Source organism: Streptomyces sp. NPDC111516 (assembly GCF_055635345.1).
The window spans coordinates 1-26,215 of the sequence record NZ_JBVKBV010000011.1; the positions used below are offsets into that span (position 1 = coordinate 1).

Genomic DNA, 26,215 nt, shown 5'->3' on the forward strand with positions numbered 1-26,215 from the left:
CGGGAACTTCCCGTCCCGGTCCCTGACCAAGTAGCGTGCCCGGCAGCCGGAGTCCTCGAGGTCCATGACGAGATTCCTCGCGGCCTGCACCACCCAGGATGCGGTCGGGTGCGCGGTCGCGCCCAGGACCCGGATCCGTCGGTTCGCATGCTCGATCACGGCGAACACCTATAGACGAGCCCCGGACAGGGTGACGGTCTCGAAGAAGTCGCACGCCAGGAGCGCGTCGACCTGGGGGCGCAGGAAGGCCGCCCAGGTGCTCGATGCCCGCTGTCGCCGGATCGATGCCGGCCTCCTTCAGGATCTCCCAGACCGTGGACGCGGCCACTCGCACCCCGAGCACGAGCAGCTCACCGTGCAGGCGCCGGTAGCCCCAGTTCGGGTTCTCCCTGGCCAGGCGCAGTACCAGGGCGCGGATCGAGTGCACGGTGCGGGGCCGGCCTCCGCGCTTGGGTTTGGACCGGGCGGCGTGCCGACGGGCGACCAGATCGCGGTGCCAACGCAGGACCGTGTCGGGCCGTACCAGGAGCCGCATCCGGCGCAGCGCTTCCTGCGGCAGGCCCTGGAGCAGCGACGCCAGGAACGCCCTGTCGATGGCGTGGAACCGTACCCGCTGCCCGTTCAGTTGTCGTTCCAGGACGGTGATCTGATGGCGCAGGGCCAGGATCTCGACGTCTTTCTCGCGGTCGCTCGTCGGCAGCAGCCGCAGCAACGCGAACGCGTTCGTCACACCCATGTACGCCAGCCTCAACAGCGCGACCGATCATCATGCCGCACCCACCCGCCACCACGCGACAACACCGATGTGAGCAACCACGACTGACACCGAATACCCCATCTCACCTGCACGGATGAGGTATTCGGCAAGAGCAAGCCTCACCGCCGCCGCCCTCGCCGCCGAGTCCGGCGTGCCGCATGGCCCTCTACAAGCGGCACGCGGACTTGAAGAACGAGTTCGACGAGCGCATCCGCACGGAGACCAAGCAGATCCCGGAGACGGAGAAGCATCTGCGGGCGACCGTTGCCAAGCTCAAGAAGACCATCGCGAACCAGCGAGCCGAGCTCGAAGAGCTCCGCCAGCTGGTGACCAGCCTGACTCTCGCCAGCGCCGTCCTCATCCGGGGGCCGGAGACACCGACGGAACCCGTCCCGACACCGGACAACGTCATCCCGTTCCGTCCGCCCACCGACTGAACCGACGGCCGTGCTCAGCCGTCCCCGGCTCGAACAGGCGGTTGGGCACATAGGTCCGTACGCGATGGTGTACGACGGAGTCATACACGACTGAGTACGTTTACTGGTACGCGACGGACGGCCCGAGGGCCGCCTACGTCTGACTCGGCGCTGTCGGCGCGTCCTGCAGCGCTGGGGACGAGTCGTCCGCGCCGCCGAGCGTCGTGCTGCCCGTCATCGCATACAGCAGCTCCCGGGCGGCTGAGCGCACGCCTTCGTCGGCACCGTCGCCTCCGCTCCCCTCTCCGTCCATAACCTGACCGAGCATTTCGAAGAACATCGCTCCTCGGACCAGGTGGTATATCCGGGGCGGCATGATCACGGCCATCTCGTCCATGACCTTGATGAAGTTCTCCATGAACTGAGAATCGTCTTCTTCGAGCCAGGGAATCTGGTCCTCGGGAAAGCCCATGTCGTTGAGCTCCTCGTGCTCCTTGATGAGGTTCAAGTCGCGCGCCTTGCCCACCCAGCGCCTGGCCGTCGCCTCGGAGCCTCCGAAGCGCTCCATAACCGTCTTCGTGGGGTGCTTGCCGAAGAGAACCACGAGGTTATAGACGATCGCTGTCTGGAAGACCTGTTCCTCTTGGCGACTCATACCTTGCCGGGGCAGGGCCCTGATCCTCCGCTCGGCGAAGACCGCACCGCGCTTGTCCCAGGCCACATCGAAGGCTCCCCGCACGTCCTCGCGAAGCCGCTTCAGAGTGGCAGCCACCATGACGGGCTTGATGTCGGCCTCGCCCGCCGTGCTGATCACCCTCCATGACCGCCTCGCCCGCCGCCAATACCGCTCCTTGAGGAGGCGAGGCACGAATCGGTCTCAGTCCGGCAAGGTTGCCAGTGCTTCGCGCAGCTCATCGGTTGAGTATCCAGTGCGTAGGAAATTCTCCCCGGGACTGTGAGTATGGAGGACCCAGCGCGCAGCGGGGGCCCACCACTGCGCGACGCTCGCGGGAACGGTGACGGTGATGTGGGCGGGCGCCGCCCGAGTGTGGTTGTCTCCGTCGCGGGCAAGAGCTGGTGCGGCGTGCGATTCGGGGAGCGTCGTCGAGAAGACAAGTGTCAAAAGGTGAGCTTCCCCATGCTCTTTGGACTGCCGACGAGCGCTCCTGAGCCGTGACAACAGATCTTCCAGTTCTTCGGCATCGCATCCGAAACCCTGCAGCCTCTCGGCGGGGAACTCGTTGAGTTCGCCTGTCAGGAAGTAAAGCCTCGTGAACTCCGAGTGGGAGAGACTGACGCGGCGGCTGGTTTGCTCGGACATACCGCTCCTCTTATTCCAGGTCCTCGAAGTAGGAGTATCCCTGCTTGGGGGTGAACACGGTGCCCCCGTCACCGTCCACGATGACCACGGCCTCCTTGTCCGGGTCCCAGAAGGCCTCTCGACCATTTCGCAGTCCGTATTTCGGTTCGATGTCGGGTATGCGCTCGTTGATCACTCCGTCGACGTAGAACTTCAGGGCCTTGGGGTCGACTCCTCGCACGTAGTGCGTTCCGTTGCCGTCGGGGCGGAGCGCTTCACCGTTGGCGTGGTCCGCGATCTTCTCCGACTCGGGTTCGAGGTCGTAGGGAGCCAGTCCGAGCGGGTCGGTCAGCCGGATCGGGTTTCGAGGGTACGCATGGTGGTTGTCCGAAGGGGTGACACCGAGCGGGTCTGGGGGTGAGGAATCGAGCCGTTTCCGGGTCGTAGTACCTGAAGTAGTTGTAGTGAAGGCCGCTCTCGGGGTCGGCGTACTGGCCCGGGAAGCGGAGGGGGCAGATCTCCACGTCGGAGGGGGCGGGGACAGGGGTTCCCCAGAGGGTGGTCCGGTGCTGCCACGTCACCTCGCCGTCCGTGGTGAGCGGTTCGGTGGGCGTCCCCGTGGCATCCGTGACCACGACACGGAAGCGTGAGGTTCCCACTTCGCCGACCGGTCTGGGTCAGGGGGCGGTGAGTCTCCGGGGCGTGGTCCCAGGTACAGGTCGCACTGTCCCGGGCGGTCATCAGCTACCGCGACGAGACAGGCCACTTCGTCCGCTGGTCGGTACAGCACCGGCATGCCCGCGCCCTGACCTACGGCACCGTCCGTTGGACCGGGCCACTCGGCACCATCGACAGCGAGAGGCGATGGGCCGACGCCCGCCGCCTCCTCAACGACGACACGCTGCCGACCCCGGACCGCGTCGCAGGACTGCTGCTGATCCTCTACGCACAGAAGATCGCCACCATCAGCCAACTCACCGTCGATGGCGACAGCGTCTCCATCACCTTTGGCACCTCGCCGTTCGTCTTCCCCGCGCCACTGGCCAGCCTGGTCCGCGAGCTCGTGGCGACCCGCCGCGGCAAGGCCAAGATCGGCACCTCGGAGAGCACCCCCTGGCTTTTCCCCGGAGGTCAGCCGGGACGCCCCCTCGGCGACGACCAGATCGGCCAGCGCCTCCACAAGATCGGGATCCGGCCCAAGCAGGACCGCTCCACCGCGCTGTTCACCCTCGCCACCGAAGTGCCCGCCGCGATCCTCGCTCGGACGCTCGGGGTCCACATCAAAGTGGCCGTCCAGTGGCAACAGGCATCAGGCGGGGACTGGGCCGCCTACGCCGCCGACGTGAGCAGCCGCTGCCGGCAACACCAATGAGGAGGTTTCGTCTTGAAAATGCTGGTTACGGAGCTGGTGTGGGTGGCGGCTGAGAGCTCGTTGCGGTCAGGGTGTTGATCGTTTCGGGAGTATCGTCCGTCACCGCTGTTCGCCGCTCATCAGGACGAGCAGGGTCCGCAGGAGGGCGGTCGAGTGGCAGGGATAACCGGCCGCATCGTGATGAAGATCCGCTATCACGGACGCTGCTCATGAAGCGCTCGGCATCCTGGGGTAATGCTGACTACTCCCTACGGGCGATCTCCATCAGGTTGGCCTCGTAGACATCCTCACCGATTCGGTCCCCGCGCAGGCGGCACTCGTGCAGGGCCTTGCGGGTCCAGGCGCGGGACTCGGCGCGGTTGTCGAGGTGGAAGTGGTTCAGGCCCAGCAGGCCGCAGAGCTTGGCGAGGAAGTGGTGGGTGGGTGAGTCATCGGGGTAGGTGTCCAGTTCGTCGAGGAGGCGGAGCAGCGCTCGGTTGCTTTCCACGAACAGGGCGCGGTCGCTCAGTTGTTGCGCGTGTGTCAGGGCCTCGCGGCAGGCGTTGAGGCGGCGTCCGTCGGTGGTGTCGCGGCGTATTTCGCGGACGGTGAGCAGTTCGTCGAGGACTTCGGCGGCTAGCGCCACGCTCCGATGGCCCGAACGCTGGGCGAGTTCGTGCGCACGGCGGGCATGCTCGATGGCGGTGTCGAGGTCGTTCCGTTTGGCCGCGTTGGTGGCCAGACGGGAGTGGATGAGCGCCACCCAGCCGTCGTCGGCCGGCCCCGCGCCGAGTTCTGCGCGGAGCAGCGCGTCCGCAGCCTCGAACTCCCCGTGCTCGGCGAGGGCATCCGCCTCGTGGAGCTTCTCCATGGGGTTGTCCCGCTCGTCGGCGCCCGCCAGTTGGCGCAGCGCGGCGGGATGGCCCAACCCATCCAGGTCGCGCGCGATCCGCTGAGCCGTCAGCATGAACGGCCGCATGGCCTCCATGTTGCTGCGGAAGCTCTCCCGCAGTTCCCGGGGCACGCTCAGCCACACGTCCCGGTCGGCGTCGAGTTCCGCGGCGTGCCGTTCGCACAGCTCGCGGAAACCGGCGTGATCCCCGCCCCGGTCGGCCGCGCTGAGGGCGCGCAGCACACGTCCGAGCTCCCCTTCGACGTACTCCCCCAGATGTGGAACCTTCAATGGACCGGAACCCCCCACTGCAGCAGATGGCGGTACAGGTGCATGTACAGCAGCCCGAACGGGTGCTCGTAGCCGGAGCCCCACCCGGACAGCAGGCCGCTGCGCGGTGCGCCGGGCGCTACGTCGTCGACGACCCGTTGCACGTTCTCCTTGGCATGGTCCAGGGATACGGTGATGGCCGGGAGGCGGGCCTCGTGCACCACGCGGCACAGCGCCTGGCCCACGTCGTTCGCCACCAGGCCGGACTTCCCCACCACCACCCACACGTCGGCCCGGACGGGCTGCGCCCGCAGCCGCCCGTGCGGCAGATGCCCGACGGGGACGGGGTCCACCGCGGTCCAGCTCCCCGAGACGACCGTGACCTGCAGCTGCTTCTCCAGCTCCGCCCGGTGCCGTCGGATCCAGGACGAGATGAGCACGGCTTCCCCCTCGCACTCGCCGACGACCGCGACATGGCAGGTCGGCGTGGTGCCGGCGGCGTCCGGACCGGAGACACGCCAGTACGGCGTCACGTCGGGCGGACCGGCGTCGGCCTGTCTCTCCTCGACGTGGCCCCGCAGGTTCAGGCCGCCCCACCCGTCGAAAGTGCCGATCACGCGGACCGGCCGTCCGCCGTCGACCGGTTGTGACCCCGAGTAGTCCGGCATCGGGATCAAGATCTTGCCGTCCCCCATGTCCGGTAGCGGAACCACACCAGTGACCAGGGCCTGCCGGCTCATCCGGCCGTTCGGCACCGCGAAGGAGAGCATGCGGTCGTAGAGGTAGGGAAGGTCATCCGGCTCCGCCATGGACAGTCCGAGCCGGCGCAGGCACTCCTCGCGGGTCTGCAGCCGGAACAGTTCGGTGTCCAGCAGCCCGCGCCAGATGACGAGCTGGCGGTCGTGCACCAGGCTGCGCAGCGACTCCGCGTCTGTCGCGGGGCCCGACGAACGCGCCGGTCCACCGGTGTACAGGATGTCCGGACGCCCACCCGCCGTGGCCACCTGCGCGGCCGCCGCCTCCAGGCTGCACCAGGCCCGGCCCAGGTAGTCGGCGACGTCGTCCAGCAGCACGAGGGTGCGCCCAGCGAACTGCAGCAGGAACAGCGATTCGAGGGTCCTGCGGAACAGCCCCTGTTCCTCGGGGGTTCTTGGAGCCTGCGGTACGCAGGTGTAGTCGTACCAGATATGGATGCGCTCCAGCAGCGGCCGGAGTGCGGGCAGGGCATCGAGCAGGGCGCTCAGGCGCTCCAGGCCGATGTCCTCGGACGCCTCGGCCGCGCCGAGTTCGACCGCGTCCATGCCTACCCGCTCCAGTTCCTGGGCCACCGGCGCGAGCGAGGTGTCGTCCAGCACTTCGCGCAGGACCCCGACGAGCAGACACTCCGCCAGATCCGATCCGGCCATGCCGACCGGCATGTGCATCGCGGCGGGAGCCACCTGACGAGGGGTGTGCAGGCCGCGCCGGTGGGCGACCCGGACCGCCTCGCACATCGAGGCGACCAGATGCCATGCGACCAGGCGCGCCTGCGTGCCGTCCGGGTCGGGCTGTCCGGTGTCCAGCCAGCGATGCGAGACGAACACATGGTGCCGCTTGGGGAAGACACCGCGCACCAGCCGGGACGCCTCTTGCATCCGGGGGAAGCGGGTGTACCGGATGAGCTCGTCCAGGGGCAGCCAGCGCGACTCGGTCAGGTGCGTCCAGATCGACATGGTGGGCTGAGGAGTCACGTCCTGCGGCTTGCTGAGCCCGTCCAGCATGCGGTGGCGAACGGTCAGGGGAAACCTGCCCACGATCTCGCCGCCGGGTTCGGCCATGGCGTACAGCAGCCCCCGCTGAATGCCGACGCGGAACTCCCCGTCGGGCATGGCAAGGTGCCGGTGGGCCAGGAAGTCACGCTGCCTCGCGAGCCGGGCCAGGTCCGCGGGCAGTCCCGCCCGCTGCTGCCGTCGCTCCTGCTCGGCGCGGGCGGCCAGGGTCTCGACACCGAGGAACGGCACCTGCGGGCACGCGCACAGATAGCGATACGCGATGTCGTCGTACGTCCGCTCGGCCCCGCCCCGGGCATAGGCCAGCGCCTTGGCGGCCGCCTCGCTCGCGCGCCGGGCGTACAGCAACCTGGGATGCCTGCGTAACTTTTCCGGCGGGATCGACAGCAGAGCCTCGGTATCATCGGCCGAAGGTTCGCTCCGAGACAAGCAACTCACCTTCCTTCCAGGGGACTTATGCACGTCCTTGCGATCAAAGCACGTATCTTTTCCACAGGGTTGGTGAGCGTAACGACTACGGGGAGATGCCGCCATGGCCGACATCAGTGACTCACTGTGGAACGACGGGATCGGCGCGGAAGACTATCGCGACGCGAAGGCCACGTATCACGCCGCGAACTTCGAGCAATACAAGCTGTGTGTGGAGATGGCCGACCGGGTCAGCGCCCGGCGCAACCTCGCCAACACCTTCTTCCTGACCCTCCACACCGGCCTGCTCGCCTTCCTCGGCGCCTGGTTGTCCCAGGGAGACCACCGCCAGGTGACCTTCGTCATGGCTCTGTGAAGCCCACAAATGGTCCATACCGCTCGATCGGATCAATCGGTGACCGCCACCGGATAGAGTGACGGCCACATCGCCCGGGCCGGAAGGGGGACCGCGCGCTCCCGCACCCCCAGCACATCCGCCGCCGACCTCACATGCCGAGTCGTAAGCTTCCCCTCCCGGCACAGGACCAGCAATCGCCGCACGCCGGGCCCCGCAACGCCCGAACCGACGCAGCTGGCAAAGCAGCACCCGAACCACCACCCGACCACTCCGAGGCCGGGCCCTGCTCTTCCTGATCCACACGCCGAGCACACCAAGCACCAGCCAGCGAGTGGATCAGAACTCACGAAACTGAGACAGCAGCACCCCTCATGCGATAGACCCCACGACAGCGATCCCACATCGATCTCTCACATTCAGGACAGTGACCCCACGGCCGGACACAGCCACCAACGAGCATCAACACTCCAACGTCAGCTGTCTCTCACACCACTGACCCAAAACCGACAGATCGCACCACACCGGTGACGCCTTCTGGCGACATCATCGCGACGGCCAACGGCTTGGTGCCTCTCCAGCTGTCCCGCGTATCGCGGACGAGCGATGGCGACTTCAGGACGGAGGGCTACCTGCAGGACGTCACCACGCCGGGACTGGACGAGAGCTCCTGCAAGCCGTCGTTCTGGCACAGCGACACGACCCTCGTCTGTGACTTCCGGCAGATCACCTTCACGCCCGACTACAAGAAGGTCGCGAAGGCCGAGGACCTGATCCCTGCCAACGACTTCGTAGACCTTTCGCAGCATCTGCGTGTACTTGCTTCGCAGTAGGAGCCGGCATTCGCCAACGTCAGGACCCGGCAGCCGACACGTGACGAGCCAACTCGGCGGCCAGGCGTCGCATGGCCGTGCGGTTGGCGCGCCGCATCGTGGCCCGGACGACGGGCGCCAGCAGGCGGTCGGTGACAGGCGCGAGCAGTCCTGAATGTTCATTGCCCTGCGGCGCGGAGCGTTCGTTGACCGGCATCATGACGCTATGCCGGCGAAGGAACCTACCAACGCGCAGAAGCACCAGGGCGGGCGTCATCTCGTGCTCGCGGAAGCCCTGTTGCGAGGGCTTTCCTCGCAGCTGCGCGGAGCGGCCACCTACGTCGAGGTGGGTGGGCCCGTGGCGCAGGTGATGGTCGCCGCCCAGGGCGCCTGGATGATCGCCGATATCGATGCCACCACCGCCCTCACGTGTGAGCGGGTGATCCTGGTCGATGTGACCGATGGGCGTCGTGACTTCTATGTGGCTGAAGGGCCCGCGTTCCGGGCGGGCGTACGCGCGCGCCACGAGGCGTTCCTGCAGCAACAAGGCGGAACCCGCCCCCGCAATCCTGACTCCAAACACACCGCGGTCCGCCCGAAGGACGTGGCCGAGTGGCGCGACCGGTGGGATCTGCTGCAGCAGTCATAGCGATTGCCGGTATCCGCAGCCGGCTCTGCCGTCCGCGGCGGTGGGGGGCAGCCCTTCAGCTCTGAGCCTCCTCTGCGCCCTCCCCTCGGCCCCCGCAATCCACGAACCCAGCAGCTCGATGGGCACTCGTGCACGCGGCAATGCGGGAATTCGCAGTGCACAGCTCGTGTACGGGAATGCCCCGGCTGGTCGGGGGAGGCCAGCCGGGGCGGTCTTGAATGGTCAGCCATCGGCAGGTGTTCCAACTCGACCCTCTTGGGCGGGTGAGACGCTGCGCCACCAGCTGGCCGTCCTGCAGAGGTCGCCCAGTAGCCCCCATCTGGCCGCGACACGCGCCAGCGCCCCCGCCCGGCCGTGAAGCCGAACGGGGGCGTCCTACCACCCGCCGCTCCCCCACCGCCGCCGCGCCGCTCAAGGCCTCACCGACACGAGCTGCAACGACAGTCGCGCCGCGTGAGGTTGACGCCCGCGCTGTCAGTGGGGGCAGAGATGATGCACTGCATGACTGATGAGCAATACTCCCGGCTTGCTGCCGAGCACCTTCCCGGCGATCTTGCCCAGCGCTGGACGGGGCTTCTGTGGCTCTTGGTGTCGCTGTCGAGGTCGTTGGCCTCGATGGTGGCGGGGCCCTCGATGGTGTCTGCCGTGAGCGTGATGCCGACGGTCTGCAGGCGGGCATTGTGGGTCGGGTCGTCCGGGGCGATGACGGTCCGGACCTCCAGAAGCGTCAGCGGCGGGGCCGTGTGCGTCACCGACGCCATGTGCCGCAACGCCTCTGATCCGTAGCTCTGGAGGAATCGGTCAACGGGCCATAGAGGCTGGTATCCAGGGCCTCAGCGCCCCTGCCTGTGTCCCGCCGACCGGCTGCCCGCCATGACCTCGCATGCATCACTCTTTGGCTGACTGGGTGAATTCCGTGAACTGCTCTTTCTCAGATGAAAATTATGCGCCCGATTGGCGTACTGGTTGCCAGGGGTTCAGCAACCGAGGGAAAGCGCCTCCCGCGCCCGCGCCGTAATGCACATTTTGCGCCGAAGAATGTAGCGTGCTGCCCGGCCCCGACCGGGGCCCAGTCGCGAGGAGCCAGAAATGCTCAAGGGGTTCAAGAACTTCCTGATGCGCGGCGATGTCATCGTCGTAGCTGTAGGCCTCATTGTCGCATTGGCCTTCAGCACCTTGATCAAGGCATTCACCGATTTTGTGATTAATCCCATCATTGCACGTGCCCAGGGCGGCCATTCGGTCGGATTGGGATGGCAACTCGGCCAAACGGGCAACAAGGCCACGTATCTTGATATCGGTTCCTTCATCTCGGCAGTCATTTACTTCATCATCTTCATGGCCGTCGTCTACTTCCTCATCGTCGTGCCGTACAAGCGATATTCGCTGCGGCACGGTGTGGTGGCCTTCAAAGAGCCAGGCCCTGTCAAGACGTGTCCGGCCTGCCTGTCCGAGGACCTGCCGGCCGCTGCTGCCAAATGTCGGTACTGCGGTGCGGAGCAGCCGCCGACGACCGGAACGCCACGGCCCTGACCTTCCAAGATGGCGACCTGCGCGTTACGGGCGACTTCCCGGCGTTCCCCGTCGCTTCCCGTTTCCGGAACCAGGGAAGATCCCCGCCCTCCATGCACATCGTTTGTCCAGCTCCCGCAGCTAGTTGGCCAGGCTCACCCTGGAGAGCTCGATCCGCGCCAGGCCGCTGGACAGTGACGTCACCTTGGCCTTGATGGGGCGGTCCGTCTGGTTGTAGGGAATCTGCTCCGGGGTCTTCTCCCACAACTCCTTGGTCGTATCGATCTGGAAGGTCTTCGGGCCGGCGGCCTTCTGCAGCCGTTCGGAGTGCCGGGGAGGGGAGTCGGTCGAGCAGCCGGCCGTGGCCGCCAGGAGCAGGCTCAGGTCTGGTGGCGGGTGGGTCCGAATCCGTGATGCAGGTAGACGGTCGTGCTCTGGGTCAGGGCGCGGGAGCAGGCGTGCAGGCGGCGGGCCATGTGCGGGACGAGGAGGGTGTCCCATTGGTCGGGAGTGGCCAACTGCCAGGCGGTGACCTCGTCGGGGTCGAGGTGGATCCGAGTCTCGGCCTCTTCCTGGGTGATCGGGCCGCCGTCGAAGAGGTAGTTGGCCAGTGGCGGGCGGCCGTCGGGCTGCTCCGGTACCCAGTCGACTGCGAGCAGCCGGCCCGGCGTGAGGTCGAAGTCGAGCTCTTCCTTGACCTCACGCCGGACCGCACGCTGCGGGTCCTCTCCCATGTCCAGTCCGCCGCCGGGGATCTCCCAGGTGCCGTGGCCGTAGGACGGCCGGACCAGGAGAATGCGGCCGTCGGAGTCATGGATGATTGCCCCGGCGCCGGCGATGTGCTTGGGCAGGGAGGCGTAGTACTCCGCGGGAGGGAGGTGCGTGGTGCTCATGGAGCGGGACGCTAACCGCGCCGCTCGCAGGGACCGTCACGCAGCCACGGTTTGGCACAGACCAGTGACAAACCGGTGTGATTCTCACTCCAACGGCGAAACCTGCTGCCCGGTCAGTTCGTCGCCGTCGCACCGGTAGACGCGCTGGCAGATGGTGCAATGCAGCACTGGGTCCAGGGCCTGGCCGCACCAGCATACCCAGCCCACCTGGCGGGCTGGGTTGCCGATGACCAGGCCGTGGGCGGCACGTCGCGCAGCACGACCGAGCCGACCGCGACCAGGGCGTGCGCGCCGACGGTGACTCCAGGAGCAACGGCCGCACCGGTCCCGATCGTCGACCCGGTGCCGATGGTGACAGACTCACCCTCCAGGACCGGCGGCAGATCGCCGCAGGACTGCACGAGGGACTGACCTACGCTGAGGTCCCGCCGCCACGCGAGGTGGCCCGGATCGATCTCCTGCCACTTGCGCGCCTCGTCCGCCGCAGGGAAGGACGGCACCGTCCAGGCGGGCGTCCCTGCGGGCGGCGTCTCCTGATCAGACATTGGTCGTCCCCCTGCCCCACCCTTGCCCTGCGACGCGGTCGCCATTCGCCGGTCGACCGTCAACAGCGCTTCGTCCAGCGCCTGTTCGGCGTCAGCACGGCGCCGGTCCCGCTCCTCGCCGGTCCACGGCGCGGGAACACCCCTGGCAGGTGTGGCCATGTCGGCTGGAGGATGCCACCGAGTGGGAGGCCAACGCCGTGCGGCCCGTGATGGCGTCGTTCGATTTGGCGGGCAGGCTCACGATCCCTGATTCGAGGTTCACGCGTGTTCTGTTGCTGGGCCTGACGGTTCGGTGGCCCGCAGCTATGTCGCTCTCCTCCCCGGCGAGGTGTGGCGCGGCATGATCGACGGGATGGGAGCCGTGTGGGTGTGTGGTGACCTGCGTTTCAGGGTGGTGCTGGCCACTCCCGGCGCGGACATGTGCTGGCTGGGCGCCCCGATACCTGAGCCTCCTCGGCAACGCTCCACGCAGAACGATGCCGGAGTCATCGCGGACGTTGCCCGCGAAGCCGGACGGGCGGCGGTGTCGTATTGGCTGGGATGAGGCCAACCGTGCGGCCCGCGGCCCGCAATCCAGTCGTCGCAAGCTTGGCGGCCACATCGCGGCAGGCCGCCCTGCCCTTCCGGGTCAGCCGCCGCTCCCACTCCAAAGCCCGGCCCGAGACTCCCGCCGAAGAAGCCCGGCCGATCACCGGCATCGACTACCTCGGCTGACCGACACCGCCCACAAGGCCGAGCTCGCCGACAAGGTCAACTACGCCGTCCTGGGCGGGCCGATGCCGCCCACCGTCGACCTCACCGACCTGACCGGAGAAGTCTGCGCGGACAAGACCGTCTCCGTCCACACCGTCCCGCACGGCACGACCCGTCGAAACTCACCGTGATCTACCTGCCCAAGCCCGTGCTACGTCGTCCGGCACCTCCCCGCCCGAGGTGAGCACGTCAGTCCTCTCTTGGGACAAGGGGTTTGTCCCAATCAGATGCGACTGCCGGAGGCAGTGTCCGACGACAGCCGCTGGGCGAGGTAGATCGGTATGACGGACAGCAGGACGAGGACGGCGGCAACGACGTTGACGACGGGGGCCTGTTGGGGTCGGGCCATGTTGGAGAAGATCCAGACGGGGAGGGTCTGGACACCGGGCCCGGCGGTGAACGTCGTCACGACGATCTCGTCGAAGGACAGGGCGAAGGCGAGGAGGCCGCCCGCCACCAGCGCGGAGCGCACCAGCGGGAAGGTGATGTCGAGGAACGTACGGAAGGTGTGGGCCCCGAGGTCCATGGCGGCCTCCTCGTACGATCCGGGCATCCGGCGCAGCCGGGCGATCACGTTGTTGAAGACGACCACGATGCAGAAGGTGGCGTGGCCGACGACCACCGTGAACATTCCGAGGCCCACTCCGAGCGGTTCGAGGACCGTACGGAAGGCCGTGTTGAGCGCGACACCGGTGACGATGCCCGGCAGTGCGATCGGCAGGACGACCACGAAGGAGACGGCCTCGCGTCCGAAGAACTTGTATCGCTGGCAGGCGAACGCGATGAGCGTACCGAGGACCAGCGCGATCGCGGTCGCTCCGAGCCCGGCCCTCACGGAGGTCCACAGCGCGTCACGGGCGCCTGAGCTGTGCCAGGCGGCCACCCACCAGTCGAAGGTGAGGCCGGGTGGTGGCCATCCCGAACTGCGATCCGGATTCAGGGAGTTGACGAGGACCAGGAGCAGCGGGACGTAGATCACCGCGAAACCGAGCCCGGCGGCGATGCGCAGTGTGACGCGCGCGGGGCGGGAGAGATTCATCGGGGGCCTTCGCTGTGCGTGATACGGAGGTGAAGGAGAGGGGTCAGAGACTGCTGAGGGCTCCGGTACGGCGCACCGCGAGCAGATAGAGCACGATGATCACGACGGGCACAGTGCCGAGTGCGGCGGCCAGCGGGAGGTCCAGGGTGATATTGGAGTAGATGAGGTTGCCGATGAGCTGCGTCTTGCCGCCGACGATCTGTACGGCGATGTAGTCGCCGAGGCTGAGCGAGAAGGTGAAGACCGAGCCGGCCGCGATGGACGGCAGAATCATCGGCAGCACCACGGACCGGAAGGTCCGCCCGGTGCGGGCGCCGAGGTCGGCGGAGGCGTCCAGGAGGCTGGCCGGGAGCTGCTCGAGCCCGGCGTGGATCGGCAGGATCATGTACGGCAGCCACAGGTAGGTCAGCACCAGGACGGTCGCGGTCAGTCCGTAACCGGGCCCTGCGAGTCCCAGTGGCTTCAGTACCCAGTCGAGCAGGCCGCCCTGGGCGAGGATGAGCCGCCAGGCATATGCCTTGACGAGATAGCTGGCCCACAGTGGGGTGAGGATCGCCACGACGAGTAGCGGCCGCCATTTGGGGTTCGCGATGCGGGCGGTGTAGAAGGCGATCGGGAAGGCGATCAGTACACACAACACGGTGACCGCGAGGGCGACGCCGATGCTGCGCAGGGCGACCTGACGGTAGACGTCGGTGGTGAACAGTGCCGTGAAGTTGTCCGTGTTCCAGATCTTCACCACGTTGGAGGTGAAGGAGTCCGTGGTCCAGAACGCGGAGAGGAACAGCACGGTGAGTGAGCCGAGGTAGGCCAGCGCGAGCCAGGCCATTGGCGCGGAGAGCAACAGGGACAGCTGCAGCCGGGGGCGGCGGTGCAGGGTCCCGGCGAGCCGCCGGACGGGTCCGGCGGCAGGCGAGGTGGTGGTCATGGACAGGTAGCCCTCAGCCCTTGATCTCGGTCCAGGCCTGGACCCACTTCGCATACGGCACGCACTTGGTGCCGGTACGTCCGTCCACACACTGCGCGATGGGCGTGGTCCAGAAGTGGACGTCCTTCCAGTACGACTCGTCGGCGGCGTGGTAAGTGGTGCAGTGGTTCTTGTCCGCGGTCAGCGTGCAGGCCTTCGCGTTGGACGGGGCCTCACCGAAGTACTCGGCGACCTGGGCGTTCGCCTTCGGAGAGATGATCCAGTTCATCCAGTTGTAGGCGCAGTTGGGATGCTTGGCCTTGGCGGAGATCATCCATGTGTCGGACCATCCGGTGGCGCCCTCCCTGGGGAGGACGGCCTTGACCGGGACCTTCTCGGCCTGGGCGGTGTTCAGGATCACCTGCCAGCTGGTGCCGACCACCGAGTCACCGCTCTTGAAGGCGGAGATCTCCTTCAGGTAGTCGCTCCAGTACTCACCGACGTCGGCGTTCTGCTCCTTGAGCAGGTCGACGGCGGCGTCGAACTGCTGCTGGTCCAGGGCGTACGGGTCCTTGATACCGAGAGACGGCTTGGTCTTCATCAGGTACAGGGCGGCGTCCGCGATGTAGATCGGCGAGTCGTACGCCGTGACCTTCCCCTTGTACGCCGAGGACTTGTCGAAGACCGCGGACCAGGAGTCGGGCGCCGGGGAGACCTTCTTCGTGTTGTACATCAGCAGATTGGCGCCGCGGCCGTGCGGGATGCCGTAGGAGACGCCCTTGACCGAGTTCCACTGCTGGTTCTTCAGCCCCGAGAAGACGTCCTTGTAGTTGGGCACCAGCTCGGTGTTGACGGGTGCGGCGTCGCCGGAGGCGATCAGCCGCAGCGCCGCGTCGCCGGAGGCGGAGACCGCGTCGTACTGGCCGGTCTTCATCAGGCTGACCATCTCGTCGGAGGTGCCCGCAGTCTTGGTGTTGACCTGACAGCCGGTCTGCTTCTCGAAGTCGGTGACCCAGTCGACCTTCGGGTCGTTGGAGCCGTCCTCGGCGTATCCGGCCCACGCGATCAGATTCACCTGGCCCTCCGTCTTACCGAGGGTCTTCTGCGCGGCGAGCTTGGGCGGAGTGAAGTCGCTGCCGCCGGGCGACGTGGCGGCGTTGTCCGAGGAACCGCAGGCGGTGGCGAGGAGCAGGGCGCCGATCGCGGCGGCGGCTCGGGACGTTCGGTTCAGACGCACAGGGATCTCCGTGGCAGAGGGAAGGGGCGGGTACGGGGTTTGCGGGTGTGTGCGCTCACTGGGCGTCAGGGACCTGGAAGTTGTGCCGTTGGTGCCACTGGAGCGTGACCCGGGACCCGCGGAAGGCGGCGACGTCCTCGGAGGAGGTCTCCAGGTTCTGCTGGAGGGCGGTGAGCCGGCCGCCTGCGTCGAGGTCCACCAGGAAGCGGGTGGCGTCCCCCAGGTAGACGACCTCCGCCACGGTGCCGGTGGCACTGGAGTGCTGCGGCTCGTCGGCGATGGTGGACTCCTTGAGTACGCGGATCTTCTCCGGCCGGATGCTGAACGTTCCCCGGTCGCCCACGACCTGCTCCGCGGCGGCGTCGGTCAGCAGGTTCGACGTACCGACGAAGCCCGCGACGAACGGGGTGGCGGGACGTTCGTATATCTGGGCCGGGGTCCCGATCTGTTCGACGCGGCCCTGGTTGAAGACCGCGATCCGGTCGCTCATTGTCAGCGCTTCCTCCTGGTCGTGCGTGACGAAGACGAAGGTGATGCCGACCTCGCGCTGGATCGCCTTGAGCTCGACCTGCATCTGCTCGCGCAGTTTGAGGTCGAGGGCGCCCAGCGGCTCGTCCAGCAGCAGCACCTTCGGACGGCCGACCAGGGCGCGGGCCAGCGCCACGCGCTGGCGCTGGCCTCCGGAGAGCTGGGACGGGCGACGCGTGCCCAAGTCCGCGAGGCGCACGCTCGCCAGAGCCTCCCTGGCCTGCTTCAGACGCTCGGCCTTGGGCACCTTGCGGACCTTGAGGCCGTAGGCGACGTTCTGCTCCAGGGTCATGTGCGGGAAGAGCGCGTAGTCCTGGAAGACGGTGTGCACGTCGCGTTCGAAGGGTGCCAGACCGGTGACGTCGGAGCCTGCGAGCTCGATGGTTCCGCTGGTGGGAGCCTCGAAGCCGGCGATCATCCGGAGCACTGTGGTCTTGCCGGATCCGGACGGTCCCAGCATTGAGAAGAACTCGCCGTCTGCGATCTCCAGGTCGACTCCGGCCACAGCCTCTGCCCGGCCGAAGGACTTACGCAGGTTCTGCAACCGGATGGCCATTCCCTCCATGGGCGGGAACCTTTCTGGTGCTGTCGGGAGTTGACCGTAAACCTATGAAGTCATAGTTCTAATTTCAAGGCCCCGTTGAGGTAAAAGCTCGGTCAACTGGCAAGGTGGTGATCGTGAACCGAGACAGACCCGGCGCCCGCAGAGTCGTCTTCACGCCCGTCGACACGCTGGCCCGCGTGGATGCCGTCGTGCGGCGGCTCGGTGACGCCATCGACCTCGGACTGCTCGCCGACGGCGAGCAGCTGCCCGGCGAGAGCGACCTCGCCGCCCAGCTCGGCGTCTCCACCGTGACCCTGCGGGAAGCACTGGTGGCACTCCGGCACAGGGGCCTGGTCACCACCCGCAGGGGTCGTGGCGGAGGCAGCTTCGTCACCGTGCCCGATGGTCCTGCGGAGGACCGACTGCTTGCCCGACTCTCTGACTGGAGCACCGAGGAACTCCGCGACCTCGCCGACCACTGGGCAGCCGTCTCGGGTGCCGCCGCGCGGCTCGCAGCCCAGCGCACCGGGCCCGAGGATCTGCAGCAACTGCACAGGTCTCTGGGAGAGTTGGTGGAAGCCGAGGACTCGGGGGCGCGCAGCCGCATCTACGGGCGCTTCCATGTCGAGCTGGCCGCGGCCGCCCAGTCCGCCCGGCTGACCAGGGAAGAGGTCACTCTCCAGACGGAAGTGGGGGCACTTCTGCGCCTCGTACTCTGCGAGGACGGGCACCTCAAGGACGCAGCGGATCGTCACCGCGACGTGATCTCAGCCGTGCATGATGGGGCGGATGACCGCGCCAGGGCCCTGGCTGAACAAAGTGTGCAGGCCTTCATGGCGCGCCTGATCGAACTCCGCCTCGGCTCCGCCGACGGTGCGCGCGGTCCCCGTCCGAAGGAGGGCCCCGATGGGCAGCAGTCCCCGTCTCGCAAGCGCCGGATCGGCAGTACTTGACGAGATGACGGTCGCCGACGCCGCCGCCCGTGTCCGAGACGCGCTCGAAGGAGTCTTCGACGCTGTAGGCAGGACCGCTACGGACACGGAGTCGGTACTCGCCTCGGCCGTCACAGCCGGCCGTCGGCCGCTCTCGACCGATCTGGCCGCGCTCCGCCCCGGCCTGCGCGCCTGTCTCGCCCAGTACGACCTGGTCTCGGGGCTCGGCTTCGTGGTGGCGCCAGGACTGCTCGACGACGTGCCCGCGTGGCTCGAGTGGTGGCAGACCACCGTGGACGGTGCCGTGCATCCGCTGTTGCTCGACCTGGACCCTGAGCACTCGGCATACTCCGACTACACCCACTGGGACTGGTTCACCCTGCCCCGCGACACCGGACAGCGCGCGGTGGCGGGACCGTACGTCGACTATCTCTGCTCCGACGAGTACAGCCTCACTCTCTCCTTTCCAGTAACGATCGGGGGGCGCTTCATGGGAGTGGCCGCCGCCGACGTCTACCTGCGGCGCTTCGAAGCGGTCGTCATGCCCCTGCTCCAACGCCTGCCAGGACCTGCCCGCCTGGTCAACGCGCGCGGCCGGGTCGCCGCCTCTACCGACCCCCACCACCTGGTCGGATCGCTCACCAAGGGCCCGGACTTCGCGGCGGTACTGACCGGACCGGAAATCGGCACCGAACACGGCGGGCAGCAACTACGGCCCTGCAACGGAATCCCTCTCATCCTGGTGACGGCGCCACCCCGGTGAAACGCCGGCAAGCCTGGTTCTGCCCGACGCCAACTGGACCGCGCGACCAGTTCACCCGACTCCGACGTACACCGAGCGGCGCCGTCTGCTCCGCGAGGTTCTGGACGGGCTCGGTCCTCCGATGCGTAACCGTTCCCCTCCCCCACAGGCTGCGCGCACGCCCTGGGGGCCTGTCCGACGAGTCGGGCGAAGGTCCCATCGGGCAGACCGTGGCCGCACAACTCATGGCTGCTGCTGAATCGTCTGGCTGCGTCGCTTCATGACTGTCCGCACCAGAGCGTCCCGTTGCCACGGTGAGCGGACCAGGGCCCCGCCCCGCCATCGAAGATCACCGGATGCAGAATGTCCGTATGCCGATAACGAACATGCCGAAGCCGGCAGCGATCGACGACGCCGCACCTATCAGTCGCTCCCTGGCCCGTGCCTTCGAGGACGACCCGATGATGCGCTGGTTCTTCCCCGACGACTCCTCGCGCGAGGCCTCACTGGGCAGTTACTTCACCACGATCTTCACCCGGCAGTACGTCCAGAACAGCGTGTGCGAGTGCACCGAGGCCGCGGCGGCCTTCTGGGTACCGCCGGAGGCGCAGGCCAAGGCTGTTCCCGACGCGGAAACCATCCAGGAGCTGCAGAACATTCTCGGCGACCGGGCTGGGTTGTTCAGGGACACCGTCGAGACGGCGGCCGAGCACACACCCCAGGAACCGCACTGGTACCTGGCGGTGATCGGCGCCGACCCCGCGGCCCGGGGCCAGGGCCAGGGGGCCGCTCTGCTGCGCTCGGGGTTGGCCAAGGCCGATGCGGCGGGCCTGCCCGCCTATCTGGAGTCCTCCAAAGCGTCCAACCTCCCTTTCTACGAACACTTCGGCTTCACCGTGCGTGAGGAGGTACGGCTACCGGGGAACGGGCCTGTGCTGTGGGCAATGTGGCGCGAGCCGCGTCCTCCGGTCAACGCCGCGCGGTGACGCGCACCGGCCCCAGTCCCGATCAAGGCGGCGCCCCGCGAATCCGCGACATGCACGAGCCGCTCCTCGTCTGCCGACCGCCGTGCGGCAGGATGAGGCCATGAGCGTAGTCAAGATCAACGTACTGACCGTCCCCGCCGAGCAGCGGGAGACGCTGGAGAAGCGCTTCGCCTCCCGTGCCCATGCCGTGGAGAGCTCCGACGGGTTCGAGTGGTTCGAACTCCTCCGTCCCGTCGAAGGCACCGACAAGTATCTCGTCTACACGCGGTGGCGTGACGAAGAGTCGTTCCAAGCCTGGCTGGAGGGCCCCATGAAGACGGCCCACCGGAGCAGTGACGCGGAGAGCAGCGAGCGCCCCAAGCCGGCGGCGACCGGGTCCACACTGTGGTCATTCGAGGTCGTGCAGCAAGCGGCGCCGCCAAGCGCGTAGAGAGGACGCCGTGCAAACAGCTTCGGTGGCGCCAGGGAGCGCTTCGCCGCCCGGCAGGCCAGATACGCGAAGAAACGCGCCTGCCGGGTGGTGTGAGCGTCACCAGGCCGTATACAGGCCGCGAACGCCCTTCCCGTGTCGCGGGAAGGACCAAGGTGTATCCCGCTGACGTGGCAGCCTTCATCGCACAGAACACGTCGTTGTCGATCTGCACGAACTGCCCGGAGCTGCGCGAAGTCCCGGCACCCCAGGGTGGAGGCGGCAATCGTCGAAGTTCCGGATCGATCCGATCCAGCTGAGGGCGTCGCGGCTGCCCAGCCGGCATAACCGGACCTGTCGCCGCGTCGGCTTCGCGGAACGGATGCGGATTCGGATGTGGGGGCGGTGCGGGAGCGGGCCGAAGACCTCGGCCCGCTCCGGCAAGGTCAGTCGCCGGCCGGAGTGCCCGTAACCTTCATGTGACGGACGCGGCCCACGTTGTCGAAGGATCCGAAGCCCACCCGGCCCGAGGCGAAGACCGGGTCGGTGGCCGTGATCAGCGGGTTGCGGCTGCCGTCCAGGTAGACGGCGGTCTCACCGGTGTCGGCGCAGTGGGTGAGGCGCACCTTGTGCCATCCGTCGTCCTTGATCGCGGGAGGCGCGCCGAAGGTTCCGTTCCACTGGTCGTCGATGCGCAAACGGTCGGCGTCGTTGACTGTGAACAAACCGTTGTGCGGGTAGATCGTGTTGTCGCTCGACAAGTGCGCGTACTGGTACCGGGTGTCCGACTGATAGTCCCAGATGAGAATGACGTCACGGTTGGTGATCTCGACGGGCGTGTCGATCCGCACCTCCGCCTCGACGGTTACGGAGGAGTAGCGCGGGCCCGCGGCAAGCACGGCGTACTCGAAGGGGCGACGCGGTCCCGGGCGGGCGACGCCCGGCTCGGTCATGATCGTCTCCTGTGTGGTGTACGCCCACTTGGCCGGGGTGACCGGCGCCCAGTTGTCGGGCCCGGTGGTGTGGGTGGTGGGGGTATTGCCGATCTCGCAGTCGGCGAAGGTGCGGGTCCCGGTCACTTTCCAGACCTTGCCGTTGGCCTTCGAGACGATGTACAGGCCGCCGCTGTGGTCGGAGCCGAAGCGCAGGTCGACACGTTGGTCACCGGCGAGGTCGCGCATGGTGACCGTCTTCCCGGTGGACTTGTCGAAGAGCATCAGCTGCTCGAGCGGCGCGAGGCCGGTGCCGCGGCGCATGTCGCGGGTGTCCGCGGCCAGGATCCGGCCGTCCACGAGGTCGCCGAAGATGTACTTTCCGCGCAGCGCCGGAGCGTCCTTGCCGCGGTAGACGGAGCCTCCGGCGATGGCGCGGCCCACGTCGGACCGGCAGTTCCAGTCGGGTCCCGGGTCGTGGTCGTAGGCGGCGACCGGGTAGGTGTAGCCGTACTGGGCGTCGTCGGCGGGCAGGGGGAGGATGCGGGCGCACGGGTCGGTGGTCTTCTTGTCGAATGCGAAGGGACCCTCGCGCTCGCTCCAGCCGAAGTTGTCACCGGCCTTGACCTCGTACACCGACTCGATGGCGTGCTCGCCGATGTGGCCGAGATACATACGGTGACTGCCGCCCGTGTCCCAGCTGAAGCGGTGCGGGTCCCGCATGCCTATGGCGTAGATCTCCCCGAGGGAACCGGGCTCACCGACGAACGGGTTGGACGCGGGGATGCCGTACCGGCCGTTGGCGCTGTCACGGCCCGCGGGGTCGATCCGCAGAAGCTTGCCGTGCGGGAGCGTCAGGTTCTGCGGCTCGCTGTTGCCGACACCCTGCCCTCCGTCGCCCACCGCGAGGTAGAGGAGGCCGTAGTCCTTGTCGTGAGGCTTGGCCGTCGGGTTGAAGTCGATCTGCTGAATGCCGTGGACCTGGCCGCTGAAGCCGATACGCAGCACCTCGCGATGGGTGCCGTGGAAGACGGCCGCGGAGGGGTCGTCGGCGGTCCACTCAGTGACGATGCCGTGATAGGTGAGCGTGCCCGCCTGCTGGTAATCGGGGGTCTCGGTGGCCTGCGAGGCGAGCTCGGTGTGGACGGTGTAGAAGCGCCCGTTCGCTGCGAACTCCGGGTGGAATGCGGCGTACCCGAGGCCCTGGCCGAGACCGCGGCCCGAGAAGAAGTGCGGGAACGCCGCCTTGACGTCCAGGTAGGCGTGTGGGGTACCGCCTGACGTCCGTGTCGCGGCGCCGGGGTCGGTGAGGTAGAGGGTGCCGTTGAGGTCGGGGGTCGCCATCCGACCGGAGCCGTCGGGAAGTTCATTGATGGTGTTGATCCGGGCGTGGCGCATCAGACGCGGATCCGTCGGCGCCGGGACGGGTTCCGACTTGGGGAACTGTGCGAATTCCTGCAGGACGAGGCCCGTCCTGGACTGGACGGGCTTCTGCGGAATGGGGTCGGTCAGGGCGGCTGTCGTTGCGGGGGGCTCGTCGGCGTGGGAGGGCGCGGCAAGACCGCCCAGGGCGAGGCCTGCGACGACGGCCAAGGCCGCCCAGCTCTTTCGGTATGTACGTCGTGACGCCATGCGGGTCCCTTCGGGCTGGCGCGAAAAAGAGGTAGGGAAAGGACGATCCAGGGACGAGAACGGTCAGCGGTCCCGAGTCATGTGCCGGTATTCCGCCGCCACCGCTCCGGCCGGCACCGGCCGGTTCAGGAACAGGAGATCGTCCATGCGGCAGTCGCAGGCATTGTTCTCCCGGGTGTTCTGGGGAAAGCTTCCGCCGATCTTGATGCCGCGGGGATCGGTGGGCGAGGCGCGATGGGGCGCCGGTGTGGTGGCGAGTTCCCAGGGATCGCCCGGCGTGACGTAGAAGCCGTTCAGGGGCTTGCCGTCGCGGTAGAGCGCGAGGGTGCCGTCGCGGAAGTCGAATGTCGCGGCCAGGTGGACCCATTCACCGCGGGGCAGCAGTTCTTCCCAGGGGGCCTCGGCGGCGAAAGTCTGGGAGGCGCCGCTGTCCAGGCGTCTCCCCAGCGCGACCAGCTTCAACTCGCCGTTCACCTGGATGAGTTCGAGCAGCGCACGCACCGCGTGACCGTCAGAGGTTCCGGACAGTATGCCGGCCAGTCCGATCGCGTTGTAACGGTCGTTCGGGTCGGGCGTGTTGGAGTTGAGGGCGGGATTGTCGCCCGTCATCTTGAACCAGCCCATGACGGTGGCACCGCGGGCACTGCGGAAGGCCCTGAGGGACGACATGCCCTCGGCGTCCCAGGCCCCGGCCTTCCAGTCGTCGTTGCCCGTGGTGGCCGGGTTCTGCTGGCGTACCTGCAGGGCGGGCGCAGCGCCCGGGTACGCCTCGTCGGCCACGCGCATCGCGGAACCGCCGTTGATCAGGCTGAGCGTGGTGCCGGAGCGTCCGATGTCCTGCTCGCGACCGGGGTCCGCGGGGTCCGGGTGCCCGAAGTCGTACGCCACCACGGCCTGGGCTCGCAGCGGAGTGTGGGCGGTCGAGGGGCGGGCCGCCTGGGCCGGAAACGTGGCGGCGGCAAGCGAGGCGGTCGCGGCGAGCGCGGCGACGGCGAGTGAGTAGCGTCTGGTGCGGGGCGGTGCCATACAGCCTCCCAGCGGCAGCGAAGGGGCAGCCGACCAGGGTCTCCGGGCCGACAGAAAGCGCTTTCGTTCGCAGGCAGGGACCATGTAACTCCCTCGCGACGCCCCTGACAATGGGCGTGTACTCGCCAATTTTGTGGGCGCCCTTCGGCTGCGGCGCGGCCTCCTCGCTGACGAGGATGCTGCCCGGGAGCGGCCCATCAAGGCACAGACGCCAAGCAGCTCACGGCGGTTTACGGGCGACTCGTCCCGCAGTCCGGGCGGGGGCGGCGGGTGGATGCCGGGTCCTGGCCGACGTTCCGCGAAGTCCTGCGGCGAGGCCAAGGGGGGTCTACCCCACCCCGTTCCAGGGGGCTTGTCGGAGTGTCCGAGGCCGGCGCCGCGTGATCGGCTGTCCGCACGGAGTTCGTGCGACAGAAGGTGGACAGTTGAAGGATCGGATCGGTTACTTCGCATGGATCGTGGGTGTGGTGCAGTTCTTTGTCATCCATGGGATTGCCGAGTCGGCTTGGTCGAGACCGTACAGTTGGGCGCGGAACAACATCAGTGACTTAGGGAACGCTCACTGCGCCATGCAGTCGGAGCCCGAACTGCGGTATATCTGCTCGCCCGAACACGGCCTGATGAACGTTTCGTTCATCGCTCTGGGAGCGCTGCTCGTCATTGGCGCAGCCCTGACCGGTGGCACTCTGTGGCGCAGAGGCCCGGTCGCGGCCGTGGCCCGGTCGCTGTTGGCCGGTGCCGGCGTGGGATTCGTGTTGGCTGGGCTCGCCCCTGCGGACGTCAACGAGAACCAGCACGTCCTAGGTGCTCTGCTCATCATGGGAACGGGCAACCTCGGTCTTCTCCTGGCGGGATTCGGGCTGACAGACCACATTCCGGGACCACTGCGCTGGGTGACCTGGCTGCTCGGAATCACAGCAATTACGGCCTTCGGGCTCTTTCTCTCCCACCACTACCTGGGCCTCGGTATGGGAGGCATGGAACGGGTCTCGGCCTTCCCCCTCCTGATGTGGACGCTGACTGTCGGCGTTCGTGGCCTCATCCGCCGGGCAAGCCGTATGCACGATGCGATGCCGGCAGGCACATCGCGCAGGCCGTTCGCAGGTGATGAATGGCCTGAAGACGGCTGACCCCGGCCTTCCGGCAGGTGAATCCCGGCTCACCGGTGAGCGCCGGCCGGGTCCCTGCCGGTTCGAGTTCGGCGGCGCGGACGAGTTCGAGCATGCCGCGGTGACGGTAGAGGAAGCTGCGGTCCACTCCGGCTTGCCGGGCGATGGCCGAGACCCTGATCGGAGTGGCGTTCCTGGCGGCGTTCTCGACCGCCGCGGCCACTCGTTGGCGGCGGCGCTCGGTGTCGGCCTGGCGGCCGTCTCGCATGGCGGGGATCGCGGCAGCCCCCAGGGCCTGACATCGGGAAGCGGCTGGCCGACGCGGGGCATGCCCAGCATCACCACCCGTACCCGGCTGCGGCGGACCACTGCGATGGCTTCCTCGATCTGAGCGCGTTCCTCTTCGACAGGTCGTCCAGGTCCGCCTTGACCCGGTTGACCGGGCGGCGGACGCGGCGGATCTCCTCTTCGGAGGGCATGGCCCCGCTGCGGGCCCGGTCGTCGGCTTCGAAGGCCGACATGAGCCGCTCGCGGCTGTGGAGTACGTTGCGCCGGACGCGGTTGCCGCCGCGGTCGAACTGCAGAGCGGTGACCGGTCGACGGCCTCACGCCGTCGCTCCTGGCTGCCCCGGTAGCACCCCTGAGTTGTGGAGAGCTCGCGATGATCCATCAAATCCATGAGCGCGTCCGGGCCGATGCCGGCGTCCGCGTGCCGTTGGGCGTACCAACCCCGGTGCCGGACTGACCAACCGGCTCGCTCAGTCACACGGACCGAGTACGCCGGTCCTTACCCGAGCACGACCGGCACGTCGGGATTAGAGGAGCTCACAAAATGGGCGTCCGGCTCGCGACGCCTGGCACGCACGCTCGCTGCGTTGCCGAAACGCCCTAGTAGCTCCGCTACAAGGACCTTCCAGCGCCTTGCGATCGCACGCACCAGACGCCGCGAGCTGATCGGACTCCCATTTTGTGAGCTCCTCTTAGTGCCGGCTCTCCAGCAGGTCCTTGAGCTTCTCCAGGTCGGTCCGGACTGTGTCCTCGATCGCGTGAACCTGGGCGAATCCCTTCGGGCCGCCGAAGGTCGCCCGCACGGTGTCCGGGTCGTACTCCAGCCGGACTTGCAGCTGGGTGTGCTGGTCGTCCAGCGGGTTCACCGCGAAGGCGGCTTTCAGCTCCGGGCTGTCCACCGTCCAGTCCATCACCTGACCCTTGCCGCGATCGGCGATACGAGTCTCGAAAGCCTGCTCGGCATCCCCGATTCGGACGTCGAGATGGGCTCGGCTACTGCCGTGCGCAGCGACGCTCTTCACGCCCTCCATGAACATCGGGTACTCATCGACGCGATGCAGCTGCGCCCAGACCTCCTGCGCCGGGACATCGACGTTGATCTGTTCTTCGAGCCTGCTCATCGGGAGCCTCGCTTCCCAGCCCGGCCGCCCGGGCCATCGGTACTTCCAGCCTGCTCTGCTCTCCGCCCTCCGGCCACCCAGCACGGTTTTCTTCACGTTCC

At 67.6% G+C, this 26,215-nt stretch carries 30 protein-coding genes and 2 pseudogenes; 12 read left to right on the top strand and 20 right to left on the bottom strand.

Annotated elements, in window-relative coordinates; translation table 11 throughout:
• Window positions 1-736: pseudogene (locus ACZ7L9_RS21245) on the bottom strand (helix-turn-helix domain-containing protein); the annotation flags it as partial.
• Window positions 737-915: 179 nt separating this feature from the next.
• On the opposite strand from ACZ7L9_RS21245, the gene ACZ7L9_RS21250 reads away from it, so the two are divergent.
• Window positions 916-1,194, top strand: a complete 279-nt coding sequence (locus ACZ7L9_RS21250) for a hypothetical protein (protein WP_471416966.1) — start codon at window positions 916-918, stop codon at window positions 1,192-1,194.
• 133 nt (window positions 1,195-1,327) lie between these two features.
• Here the strand turns inward: ACZ7L9_RS21250 and ACZ7L9_RS21255 are convergent, their stop codons facing one another.
• The 4 genes from ACZ7L9_RS21255 to ACZ7L9_RS21270 all read right to left on the bottom strand — a co-directional run bounded on the left by ACZ7L9_RS21255 (window position 1,328) and on the right by ACZ7L9_RS21270 (window position 3,132).
• Window positions 1,328-1,987 carry a hypothetical protein gene (locus ACZ7L9_RS21255; RefSeq protein ID WP_471416968.1) on the bottom strand — a complete coding sequence of 220 codons (660 nt, stop codon included), beginning with the start codon at window positions 1,985-1,987 and terminating at the stop codon, window positions 1,328-1,330.
• 63 nt (window positions 1,988-2,050) lie between these two features.
• Window positions 2,051-2,494 carry a hypothetical protein gene (locus ACZ7L9_RS21260; protein WP_471416970.1) on the bottom strand — a complete coding sequence of 148 codons (444 nt, stop codon included), beginning with the start codon at window positions 2,492-2,494 and terminating at the stop codon, window positions 2,051-2,053.
• A 10-nt stretch (window positions 2,495-2,504) separates the two neighbouring features.
• On the bottom strand, window positions 2,505-2,714 hold the full coding sequence (locus ACZ7L9_RS21265; protein ID WP_471416972.1) for a hypothetical protein: 210 nt from the start codon (window positions 2,712-2,714) through the stop codon (window positions 2,505-2,507).
• A 34-nt stretch (window positions 2,715-2,748) separates the two neighbouring features.
• Complete coding sequence (locus tag ACZ7L9_RS21270) at window positions 2,749-3,132, bottom strand: RHS repeat-associated core domain-containing protein (RefSeq protein ID WP_471416974.1); 384 nt, start codon at window positions 3,130-3,132, stop codon at window positions 2,749-2,751.
• 404 nt (window positions 3,133-3,536) lie between these two features.
• Here ACZ7L9_RS21270 and ACZ7L9_RS21275 point away from each other — a divergent pair, with 404 nt between their 5' ends.
• On the top strand, window positions 3,537-3,845 hold the full coding sequence (locus tag ACZ7L9_RS21275; RefSeq protein ID WP_471416976.1) for a hypothetical protein: 309 nt from the start codon (window positions 3,537-3,539) through the stop codon (window positions 3,843-3,845).
• Between the two features lie 241 nt (window positions 3,846-4,086).
• Here the strand turns inward: ACZ7L9_RS21275 and ACZ7L9_RS21280 are convergent, their stop codons facing one another.
• Together ACZ7L9_RS21280 and ACZ7L9_RS21285 are read right to left on the bottom strand one after the other, a co-directional pair.
• Entirely contained in the window at window positions 4,087-4,959 is an 873-nt protein-coding gene (locus ACZ7L9_RS21280; protein ID WP_471416978.1) for a hypothetical protein, read from the bottom strand.
• A 44-nt stretch (window positions 4,960-5,003) separates the two neighbouring features.
• On the bottom strand, window positions 5,004-7,103 hold the full coding sequence (locus ACZ7L9_RS21285) for a hypothetical protein (RefSeq protein WP_471416980.1): 2,100 nt from the start codon (window positions 7,101-7,103) through the stop codon (window positions 5,004-5,006).
• A 184-nt stretch (window positions 7,104-7,287) separates the two neighbouring features.
• Between ACZ7L9_RS21285 and ACZ7L9_RS21290 the strand changes: the two genes are divergently transcribed.
• The 3 genes from ACZ7L9_RS21290 (at window position 7,288) to ACZ7L9_RS21300 (ending at window position 8,979) form a co-directional block, all read left to right on the top strand.
• The gene (locus tag ACZ7L9_RS21290) at window positions 7,288-7,539 is read left to right on the top strand and encodes a RipA family octameric membrane protein (RefSeq protein ID WP_471416982.1); all 252 of its coding nucleotides are present in this window, start codon (window positions 7,288-7,290) and stop codon (window positions 7,537-7,539) included.
• A 506-nt stretch (window positions 7,540-8,045) separates the two neighbouring features.
• Window positions 8,046-8,351 carry a hypothetical protein gene (locus ACZ7L9_RS21295; RefSeq protein ID WP_471416984.1) on the top strand — a complete coding sequence of 102 codons (306 nt, stop codon included), beginning with the start codon at window positions 8,046-8,048 and terminating at the stop codon, window positions 8,349-8,351.
• A gap of 154 nt (window positions 8,352-8,505) precedes the next feature.
• Complete coding sequence (locus tag ACZ7L9_RS21300; protein WP_471416986.1) at window positions 8,506-8,979, top strand: hypothetical protein; 474 nt, start codon at window positions 8,506-8,508, stop codon at window positions 8,977-8,979.
• Window positions 8,980-9,398: 419 nt separating this feature from the next.
• Here the strand turns inward: ACZ7L9_RS21300 and ACZ7L9_RS21305 are convergent, their stop codons facing one another.
• On the bottom strand, window positions 9,399-9,740 hold the full coding sequence (locus tag ACZ7L9_RS21305) for a hypothetical protein (protein WP_471416987.1): 342 nt from the start codon (window positions 9,738-9,740) through the stop codon (window positions 9,399-9,401).
• Window positions 9,741-10,068: 328 nt separating this feature from the next.
• Here ACZ7L9_RS21305 and ACZ7L9_RS21310 point away from each other — a divergent pair, with 328 nt between their 5' ends.
• Window positions 10,069-10,512, top strand: a complete 444-nt coding sequence (locus ACZ7L9_RS21310) for a large conductance mechanosensitive channel protein MscL (RefSeq protein ID WP_471416989.1) — start codon at window positions 10,069-10,071, stop codon at window positions 10,510-10,512.
• A 120-nt stretch (window positions 10,513-10,632) separates the two neighbouring features.
• On the opposite strand, the gene ACZ7L9_RS21315 is transcribed toward ACZ7L9_RS21310, so the two are convergent.
• The 3 genes from ACZ7L9_RS21315 to ACZ7L9_RS21325 all read right to left on the bottom strand — a co-directional run bounded on the left by ACZ7L9_RS21315 (window position 10,633) and on the right by ACZ7L9_RS21325 (window position 11,929).
• The gene (locus ACZ7L9_RS21315) at window positions 10,633-10,758 is read right to left on the bottom strand and encodes a hypothetical protein (RefSeq protein WP_471416991.1); all 126 of its coding nucleotides are present in this window, start codon (window positions 10,756-10,758) and stop codon (window positions 10,633-10,635) included.
• Between the two features lie 113 nt (window positions 10,759-10,871).
• Window positions 10,872-11,384 (bottom strand): NUDIX domain-containing protein, encoded by a 513-nt coding sequence (locus ACZ7L9_RS21320; RefSeq protein ID WP_471416993.1) that lies wholly within the window; start codon window positions 11,382-11,384, stop codon window positions 10,872-10,874.
• Window positions 11,385-11,497: 113 nt separating this feature from the next.
• Window positions 11,498-11,929, bottom strand: coding sequence for a hypothetical protein (locus ACZ7L9_RS21325; RefSeq protein WP_471416995.1), 432 nt, complete (start codon window positions 11,927-11,929; stop codon window positions 11,498-11,500).
• 588 nt (window positions 11,930-12,517) lie between these two features.
• Here ACZ7L9_RS21325 and ACZ7L9_RS21330 point away from each other — a divergent pair.
• Complete coding sequence (locus ACZ7L9_RS21330) at window positions 12,518-12,643, top strand: hypothetical protein (protein WP_471416996.1); 126 nt, start codon at window positions 12,518-12,520, stop codon at window positions 12,641-12,643.
• Window positions 12,644-12,905: 262 nt separating this feature from the next.
• Here ACZ7L9_RS21330 and ACZ7L9_RS21335 read toward each other — a convergent pair whose 3' ends face one another.
• From ACZ7L9_RS21335 to ACZ7L9_RS21350, 4 genes are read right to left on the bottom strand one after another with little or no spacing between them, the layout of a single operon-like run.
• Complete coding sequence (locus ACZ7L9_RS21335; RefSeq protein ID WP_471416998.1) at window positions 12,906-13,721, bottom strand: ABC transporter permease; 816 nt, start codon at window positions 13,719-13,721, stop codon at window positions 12,906-12,908.
• A gap of 43 nt (window positions 13,722-13,764) precedes the next feature.
• The gene (locus ACZ7L9_RS21340) at window positions 13,765-14,649 is read right to left on the bottom strand and encodes an ABC transporter permease (protein ID WP_471417000.1); all 885 of its coding nucleotides are present in this window, start codon (window positions 14,647-14,649) and stop codon (window positions 13,765-13,767) included.
• A gap of 13 nt (window positions 14,650-14,662) precedes the next feature.
• Complete coding sequence (locus ACZ7L9_RS21345; protein WP_471417002.1) at window positions 14,663-15,865, bottom strand: ABC transporter substrate-binding protein; 1,203 nt, start codon at window positions 15,863-15,865, stop codon at window positions 14,663-14,665.
• 55 nt (window positions 15,866-15,920) lie between these two features.
• A complete protein-coding gene (locus tag ACZ7L9_RS21350; protein WP_471417004.1) occupies window positions 15,921-16,958 on the bottom strand; it encodes an ABC transporter ATP-binding protein in 1,038 nt (345 codons plus the stop codon).
• A gap of 113 nt (window positions 16,959-17,071) precedes the next feature.
• Here ACZ7L9_RS21350 and ACZ7L9_RS21355 point away from each other — a divergent pair, with 113 nt between their 5' ends.
• From ACZ7L9_RS21355 to ACZ7L9_RS21370, 4 genes are all read left to right on the top strand, one after another.
• Window positions 17,072-17,890, top strand: coding sequence for a FadR/GntR family transcriptional regulator (locus ACZ7L9_RS21355; RefSeq protein ID WP_471417006.1), 819 nt, complete (start codon window positions 17,072-17,074; stop codon window positions 17,888-17,890).
• A complete protein-coding gene (locus ACZ7L9_RS21360) occupies window positions 17,844-18,632 on the top strand; it encodes a PDC sensor domain-containing protein (RefSeq protein WP_471417008.1) in 789 nt (262 codons plus the stop codon). Before ACZ7L9_RS21355 ends, ACZ7L9_RS21360 begins: the two co-directional genes overlap by 47 nt.
• A gap of 350 nt (window positions 18,633-18,982) precedes the next feature.
• Window positions 18,983-19,597, top strand: a complete 615-nt coding sequence (locus ACZ7L9_RS21365; protein ID WP_471417010.1) for a GNAT family N-acetyltransferase — start codon at window positions 18,983-18,985, stop codon at window positions 19,595-19,597.
• 100 nt (window positions 19,598-19,697) lie between these two features.
• Window positions 19,698-20,027 carry an antibiotic biosynthesis monooxygenase family protein gene (locus ACZ7L9_RS21370; protein WP_471417012.1) on the top strand — a complete coding sequence of 110 codons (330 nt, stop codon included), beginning with the start codon at window positions 19,698-19,700 and terminating at the stop codon, window positions 20,025-20,027.
• A gap of 130 nt (window positions 20,028-20,157) precedes the next feature.
• Here ACZ7L9_RS21370 and ACZ7L9_RS21375 read toward each other — a convergent pair.
• From ACZ7L9_RS21375 to ACZ7L9_RS21385, 3 genes and pseudogenes are all read right to left on the bottom strand, one after another.
• A pseudogene (locus ACZ7L9_RS21375) lies at window positions 20,158-20,351 on the bottom strand (L-threonylcarbamoyladenylate synthase); the annotation flags it as partial.
• Between the two features lie 101 nt (window positions 20,352-20,452).
• Window positions 20,453-22,570, bottom strand: a complete 2,118-nt coding sequence (locus tag ACZ7L9_RS21380) for a PQQ-dependent sugar dehydrogenase (protein ID WP_471417014.1) — start codon at window positions 22,568-22,570, stop codon at window positions 20,453-20,455.
• A gap of 63 nt (window positions 22,571-22,633) precedes the next feature.
• Entirely contained in the window at window positions 22,634-23,596 is a 963-nt protein-coding gene (locus ACZ7L9_RS21385; RefSeq protein ID WP_471417016.1) for a LamG-like jellyroll fold domain-containing protein, read from the bottom strand.
• 425 nt (window positions 23,597-24,021) lie between these two features.
• On the opposite strand from ACZ7L9_RS21385, the gene ACZ7L9_RS21390 reads away from it, so the two are divergent.
• On the top strand, window positions 24,022-24,726 hold the full coding sequence (locus tag ACZ7L9_RS21390) for a DUF998 domain-containing protein (RefSeq protein WP_471417018.1): 705 nt from the start codon (window positions 24,022-24,024) through the stop codon (window positions 24,724-24,726).
• A 317-nt stretch (window positions 24,727-25,043) separates the two neighbouring features.
• Here ACZ7L9_RS21390 and ACZ7L9_RS21395 read toward each other — a convergent pair whose 3' ends face one another.
• Window positions 25,044-25,226: a hypothetical protein gene (locus ACZ7L9_RS21395; protein ID WP_471417020.1), complete on the bottom strand. Its 183-nt coding sequence runs from the start codon at window positions 25,224-25,226 to the stop codon at window positions 25,044-25,046.
• Between the two features lie 459 nt (window positions 25,227-25,685).
• Entirely contained in the window at window positions 25,686-26,114 is a 429-nt protein-coding gene (locus ACZ7L9_RS21400; protein WP_471417022.1) for an SRPBCC family protein, read from the bottom strand.
• Window positions 26,115-26,215 lie beyond the last annotated feature (101 nt).